Raw genomic sequence first — 7,346 nt, 5'->3', positions numbered from 1 at the left:
CACTATAAACGGATAATTAGTATGGAAGCGCCGGTAAATAATTCGCTGCAACAGTTCAAAAATCTTGTTGGTACCAAGTTTCAGCTGTATAATAGTCTCTTCACCTCTTTGCCTTTCCACCGCGTGGAAAAGACAGGTATCTTCCTGTCCCTGTTCCTGATTCACTGCGAAGAAGGATATGCCAAAGGCAACAGCCCCGAAGAGATTGTGAACTCATTTTTCTCCCAGTATACCACTTATACAGATGAAAAACAGCGAACGGACCTGTTGTTCCGGTTTGTACAATACGCTGAAAGACAGGTAGTACTGTTTGATGCGCTGGAAGATGCTGCTTTCCGGAACATCCGCGACCTGCAGGGAGCCGGCACTTTGCGGCATCTGCAATCTGAAGTGATCCAGGAGCAGGCACAGGACAAGCTGAAAGAGAAGCTCAGGGACTTTTCCGTGAGATTGGTGCTGACCGCGCATCCTACCCAGTTTTACCCCAGCGAAGTGCTGGGAATTATCAATGACCTGTCCAAGGCGCTCATTGATGAAAATACCAGCCAGGTAAATATGTACCTGCAGCAGCTGGGTAAAACGCCGTTCTTCAAAAAAGAAAAACCCACACCATACGATGAAGCCATCAGTCTTGTATGGTTCCTCGAAAATATTTTCTACCAGTCGGCCGGCCGCATCCTGTCATCTATCCGGGCCCAGTTCCCGGGGGCTATCAGCAGCGAGAACTCGGTGATCCGCATGGGCTTCTGGCCCGGCGGCGACCGTGATGGGAATCCGTTTGTGAAAGCGCCTACCACTGTGGAAGTAGCCGCTGCCCTGCGCGCCTCCATTATGAAGTGCTATTTCAGGGAAGTACGCAACCTGCGCCGCCGTCTTACTTTTAAAGGGGTGGAAAACGTGGTAGCCGCATTGGAAGCCAAATTATCCCGCAACCTGTTTCTGCCCGGACACAAGGCAGACATCAGCCGCCAGGAAATACTGGATACGCTGTCGGATATACGAAATACTATTATGACCGATCTGAACGGGCTGTTTGTACACCTCGTAGATAACCTGGTCAGCAAAGTTGAGATCTTCGGTTTATTCTTCGCTTCCCTGGATATCCGCCAGGACAGCTCCATTCATGAAGCCTTACTGGAAGCCGTGGCCGACGGAACAGCAGCTTTGCCCGACAACTATACATCCCTGGATGATAAAGAAAGGATCAATGCCTTACTGAATATAAAGGAGGCCATAGACCCCAAAAAACTGAAAGATCCGTTGCACCAGGATACCCTGCAAACCATTGCCGCTATCCGGGAAATACAGGCAGCCAACGGGGAAGAAGGTTGCAACCGCTATATCATCAGTCACAGTACCAGCGTACTCAATGTGATGGAAGTATACGGCTTGTTCCTGCTGAGCGGCTGGAAAAAAGAGGAAATGACGGTAGACATTGTACCGCTGTTTGAAACCATCGATGACCTGCGTCATGCGGGACTGGTGATGAAAGAGCTGTACGAAAATGCCGATTACCGCGAGCATTTGCGGCGCCGCCAGTGTAAACAAACGATTATGCTCGGCTTCTCCGATGGTACCAAAGACGGAGGATACCTGATGGCTAACTGGAGCATCTATAAGGCAAAAGAGGAACTCTCCACCATCTCCAAAGAATATGGTATCAGCGTGGTGTTCTTCGATGGCAGGGGAGGCCCCCCGGCACGTGGCGGTGGGAAAACCCATCAGTTTTACGCTTCCATGGGCAGGAATATTGCCAACCAGGAAATACAGCAAACCATCCAGGGGCAAACTATCAGCTCCAACTTTGGCACTGTAGACGCCGCGCAGTTCAATATGGAGCAGCTGATACATGCGGGCATCAGTAATGAATTGTTTTCTTCCCGGGAGGTAACGCTTAGCAAAGCGGAGGAGAATCTGCTGCAATCCCTTGCTGATGAAGGTTATATAGCCTACAATAAGCTGAAAACACATCCTCACTTCCTGGCTTATCTCGACCATGCCAGTCCGTTGCGGTATTATGCGGAAGCGAATATAGGCAGCCGCCCCAGCAAGCGTAATGCCTCTGCCAAACTCAATCTCAATGATCTGAGAGCGGTGCCTTACGTAGGCGCATGGAGCCAGCTGAAACAAAATGTGCCGGGCTATTACGGTGTGGGCAGCGCCCTGGAACAGCTGGATCAGCAAGGCAAATGGGAGGAACTGGAAGCATTGTATGCGCGCTCCCTGTTTTTCAGGACCCTGCTCGATAACTGCGTAATGGCGATGAAGAAGAGTTATTTCCCGCTCACCGCCTACCTGGAAAAACATCCGCAATACGGTGAAGTATGGCAGATGATCTATAATGAATTTGAACTGACCAAAAAATACCTGCTGCGGCTTACCAATGAGCCTGAACTGATGGCTGGCACCCCTATTGACCTCCTGTCTATACAGATGAGGGAAAGAATAGTGCTGCCGCTGCTCACTATCCAGCAATATGCGCTGACCCGGATACGGGAGCTGGACTCACATCCGGACAACGGGCATGGCAGGGAAACCTACGAGAAGCTCATTATGCGTTGCTCTTTTGGAATTATCAATGCGGGCCGGAACTCGGCATAAATAACATTCATAAACACGTTACGGAGTTATGTGGAAACAGTGAAGGTAATACCGGTGGCTGTCTCCATCTAACTCCGTAATTCGTAATCTGTATTTCGTAATTCTTCCCTACTTTTACACCTCCTTAAGTAACTTCTCTATATATGGCAAACAGCTTATATGACTTTGGAATGATTGGCCTCGGCGTAATGGGCAGAAACCTGTTACTCAACATGGCAGATCATGGATTTTCCGTTATCGGCTTTGATAAAGACGCTGCCAAGAACAGCGCACTGGAAGCAGCCGCTACCCCCGGTACTACCGTTAAAGGTGTTGCAGAGCTGTCCGCTATGGTACAGTTGCTGGAACGTCCCCGCAAATTAATGATGCTGGTACCCGCCGGTCAGCCGGTAGATGACGTGATAGCATCCCTGTTGCCGCTGCTGGAGCAGGGCGACGTAGTAATAGATGGTGGTAACTCCCACTATACGGACACTTTACGCCGTGTACAACACCTCCGTGAAAAAGGCATCCATTTTATGGGGATCGGTGTTTCCGGTGGTGAGCAGGGCGCCCGTACCGGCCCAAGCATTATGCCTGGTGGCGACAAAGAAGCCTATGCCAAGGTACAACCCATGCTGGAAGCGATTTCCGCCAAAGTAAAGGGCACTCCCTGCGTAGCTTATCTTGGTAAAGAAGGCGCCGGTCACTATGTGAAAATGGTACATAACGGTATTGAATATGCCATTATGCAACTGATTAGTGAAAGCTATACCCTGTTGCAAAAAGGAGCGGGGCTGAATAACGATCAGCTGCATGAAGTATTCAAAAACTGGAACCAGGGCGCATTACAGTCATTCCTCGTGGAAATTACCGCCGACATTTTCCTGCAGAACGATGATAAATCCGACAAACGACTGGTAGACGTCATTTCCGATAAAGCAGGTTCCAAAGGAACCGGTAAATGGACATCACAGGATGCCATGGAACTACCGGTGGCTGTTCCGGTAATTGATACTGCGGTAGCTATGCGTACCCTCTCGGGATACAAAGAGCAACGCCTGCAGGCAGAAGCGATTTATAAAGCCCCCGAAAATACTATTCATGCCGAGGCTGAAATGTGGATCAAACAGGTGCACGACGCCCTCTACTTTGCTACCATCCTGAGCTATGCGCAGGGACTGGCTATGCTGAGAGAAGCCTCCACCGACCTGAAAATGGAAATCCCGTTGCCGGAAGTGGTGAAGGTATGGAGAGGCGGATGTATCATCCGTTCTTCCCTGCTGGAAATATTTACACAGGCTTACCAGAAAAATGCCGATCTGGCCAATATCCTGCTGGATGAAGGCGTAGCCTACCTGGTACAATCGGTGGAAAGCAACACCCGCAGCGTAATTGCCCAGGCAGCCTCCGCAGGAGTGCCTGTGGGCGGATTCATGTCTGCGCTTTCTTATTTCGATGCATTCCGTACCGGTCGCATGGCTACCAACCTGATACAGGCGCAGCGCGATTACTTCGGCGCACATACCTACCAGCGTATCGATATGCCGGGCACTTTCCATACAGAGTGGCAGCAACACTAAAAATGTTCATCTTTAATTAAACATATGCAGATCCATAAACGCCCGCCTGCATCCATCCTGTTCATATTCGGAGGCAGTGGCGATTTAAACTACCGGAAACTAACGCCTGCGTTATATAATCTTTTTTTGGATGATTGGATGCCTGAGCAATTTGCCATTGCAGGCTTAGGCCGCAGCCCTTACAGCAACGACGACTATAATAATCACCTGCTGGAAGGGATCAGTAAGTTTTCCCGTCGGAAGGGCGAGCAGAATGGTCACTGGAAAGACTTCAGTAATCATGTTACTTACCTGCAGATGGATGCAGAAGATCCTGCATCCTACAGCAAGATCACCGATCTTGTAACGAAGAAGGAAGAGGAGTGGGGCGTTCATCCTACCGTCATTTTTTACCTGGCCGTAGCGCCGCAGCTGGTGCCGAATATAGCCACCCGCCTGGGTGAGCTGAACCTTTGCTCCGATAAACATTGCACCCGCATTGTAGTAGAAAAACCATTTGGCCATGACCTGCAAAGTGCGCATGAACTGAATGAACTGCTGGCAAAGAAATTTACAGAAGAGCAGATCTATCGTATTGATCACTACCTCGGTAAAGAAACTATCCAGAACATCCTGGCATTCCGCTTTGCAAACGCATTGTTTGAGCCGGTATGGAACCGCAACTACATTGATAACATCCAGATCACCGCCGCTGAAAGCGTAGGACTGGAAGGTCGCGGTGGTTACTATGAGCGGGCTGGCGCCCTGCGCGACATGGTACAGAACCATATCCTGCAGATCATGTGTATCCTGGCCATGGAAGCGCCCGTATCTTTTGATGCCAATGAAGTACGTAATAAAAAAGTGGATGTACTCAACGCCATCCGCCGTATTACACCGGATAAAGTACATGAACATGCCGTACGCGGACAGTACTCTGCCGGCTGGATGAAAGGAAATAAAGTAGCCGGTTACCGTGAGGAAAAAGGAGTGGATCCCAAATCCAATATCGATACTTACGCAGCGGTTAAGTTTTATATCGATAACTGGCGCTGGCAGGGCGTTCCGATCTATGTACGGACCGGTAAGTACCTCCACCAGAAAGCAACCAATATTATCATCACCTTTAAGGAAGCACCTCCTTATTCTTTCCCGATTGAAGCTGCCCAGACATGGCGCCCCAACAGGCTCACCATCAGCATTCAGCCGGAAATGGATATCCGGATCCGCTTCCAGGCAAAACGCCCCGGTCAGACGATGACGCTTGACCCGGTAGACATGACCTTTAATTACGACGCCGCCAATGGCGAACACGCACCGGAAGCATACGAAACATTGCTGCTGGATGTAATGGAAGGGGATGCTACTCTGTTCATGCGCGGCGACCAGGTAGATGCCGCCTGGAAAGTGATCATGCCTATCCTGGAAACATGGGAAAACCGCACGCCGCAAGACTTCCCGAACTATGCACCCGATTCATGGGGCCCCGACGATGCCGATGCACTCGTTGCCCGCGACGGTCATACCTGGATTAATTTACCTACTAAATAATAGTTACGGACCATTTGCATAAATGGTCCGTAATTCTTTTTGTTTTATGGAACTACATATCGCAAAAGATCCTGCCCAACTGAGTGAAAACGTAGCGGCCTGGATCAGCAACTACATACTGGAAGTATTGCAAACACAGGAAAGGTTCACGTTTGTACTGTCTGGCGGCAATACGCCAAAGCAGTTATACAGCCTCCTGGCGAAAGCTCCCTATAATATGGTAATACCCTGGGAGAAAATACATTTTTTCTGGGGAGATGAAAGAGATGTACCTTTTGAAGATGAACGCAATAATGCCCGCATGGCATTTGAATCATTGCTTGACAAAGTTGGCGTGAATCCTGAAAACATCCACGTGATGCGTACCGATATCGGTCCGGAAGAATCTGCCGCTGAGTATGAGAAAATCCTGAAATCATATTTCGGAAAAGATGAAACCACTTTTGACCTGGTATTACTGGGTATGGGAGACGATGGACATACATTGTCGCTGTTTCCCGGTCTGCCTGTTGTACATGAAAAAAAGGCCTGGGTGAAATCATTTTTCCTGGAAGCGCAGGATATGTACCGCATTACCCTAACCGCACCGGTGGTGAACAGGGCTGCGTGTGTACTGTTTCTTACTACCGGCGCCAACAAGGCCATTACGCTGAAAAGTGTAATAGAAGGCACGTTTGATGCAGAGAAATACCCATCCCAGCTGATCAGGCCGGAGGATGGTGAACTGCATTGGTTTGTGGACGAAGCCGCTGCAGGCGCAATGGAAATTTAACAAAACATAAATCAATGCTATAAGAAGGCCCGGGCGGATTGCAATATCCCTCCGGGCCTTCTGCTTTCTGCTTTCAGCTATTTTCTGTAGCTTGTGTTTGTAACAACGATGAGATTATGTTTGATAAGCCCATATTCGACGCACACCTGCATATCATTGATCACCGGTTTCCCATGCAGCCCAACGAGGGCTTTTTGCCATCGGATTTTTCAGTAGCTGACTACCGGCAACAGGCCGCGCCGCTGAACATTGATGGAGGGGCAGTAGTTTCCGGCTCTTTCCAGGGATTTGATCAGGGATACCTACTGGAAGCGTTGAAGCAGCTGGGACCTGGTTATGTGGGTGTTACGCAGATACCTGCCGGTACCAGCGATGAGGAAATAATAGCCCTGCATGAGGCGGGTGTACGTGCCGTAAGATTTAATGTGCAGCGCGGAGGTTCTGAAAGTGTAAAGCACCTGGAACAACTGGGCCTTCGGGTATATGAACTGGTGAAATGGCATGTGGAGCTGTATGTGGATTCCCGGCAGTTACCCGGATTATCTACCACCCTGCATAAACTGCCTGCCGTAGTAATTGATCACCTGGGATTATCCAAAGCGGGGTTCAAATATTTATTGCCATTGGTGGAAAAAGGAGCGAAGATTAAAGCTACCGGTTTTAGCCGTTGCGATTTTGATGTGTTAACCGCCATGCGGCAGATCACTGCTATTAACGCAGGTGCTTTGTTATTCGGTACCGATATGCCCTCCACCCGTGCGCCGCGTCCATTTGCAGCGGCGGATCTGCAACTGATCCTTCAGAATTTTCCGGAAAAGATTGCTGCTAAAATATGCAGGGAAAACGCGTTGGCATTATACCAGCCGCGGATTTTGTCTGAC

General features: G+C 49.5%; 5 protein-coding genes. All 5 read left to right on the top strand.

The features are described from left to right. Positions 1-2,601, top strand: a 2,601-nt coding sequence (locus tag VN105_RS13600; protein WP_325641745.1) for a phosphoenolpyruvate carboxylase, incomplete at its 5' end; no start/stop codon positions are given. 143 nt (positions 2,602-2,744) lie between these two features. Then, positions 2,745-4,163: an NADP-dependent phosphogluconate dehydrogenase gene (gndA, locus tag VN105_RS13595; RefSeq protein ID WP_325641743.1), complete on the top strand. Its 1,419-nt coding sequence runs from the start codon at positions 2,745-2,747 to the stop codon at positions 4,161-4,163. 24 nt (positions 4,164-4,187) lie between these two features. Continuing rightward, entirely contained in the window at positions 4,188-5,693 is a 1,506-nt protein-coding gene (zwf, locus tag VN105_RS13590; RefSeq protein ID WP_325641741.1) for a glucose-6-phosphate dehydrogenase, read from the top strand. A gap of 46 nt (positions 5,694-5,739) precedes the next feature. Next, positions 5,740-6,465 carry a 6-phosphogluconolactonase gene (gene pgl / locus VN105_RS13585; protein ID WP_325641739.1) on the top strand — a complete coding sequence of 242 codons (726 nt, stop codon included), beginning with the start codon at positions 5,740-5,742 and terminating at the stop codon, positions 6,463-6,465. 116 nt (positions 6,466-6,581) lie between these two features. Continuing rightward, a partial coding sequence (locus tag VN105_RS13580; protein ID WP_325641737.1) for an amidohydrolase family protein occupies positions 6,582-7,346 on the top strand: 765 nt, incomplete at its 3' end.

The sequence above is a fragment of the Chitinophaga sp. genome (assembly GCF_035564935.1).
Taxonomy (GTDB): Bacteria; Bacteroidota; Bacteroidia; order Chitinophagales; family Chitinophagaceae; genus Chitinophaga.
This window is presented reverse-complemented; position numbering and strand designations above follow the sequence as displayed.

What these genes read in the sequence shown, in the direction of transcription:
- pgl (WP_325641739.1), top strand. Translation starts at nt 5,740, where the DNA reads ATGGAACTACATATCGCAAAAGATCCTGCCCAACTGAGTGAAAACGTA.
- zwf (WP_325641741.1), top strand. Translation starts at nt 4,188, where the DNA reads ATGCAGATCCATAAACGCCCGCCTGCATCCATCCTGTTCATATTCGGA.
- gndA (WP_325641743.1), top strand. Translation starts at nt 2,745, where the DNA reads ATGGCAAACAGCTTATATGACTTTGGAATGATTGGCCTCGGCGTAATG.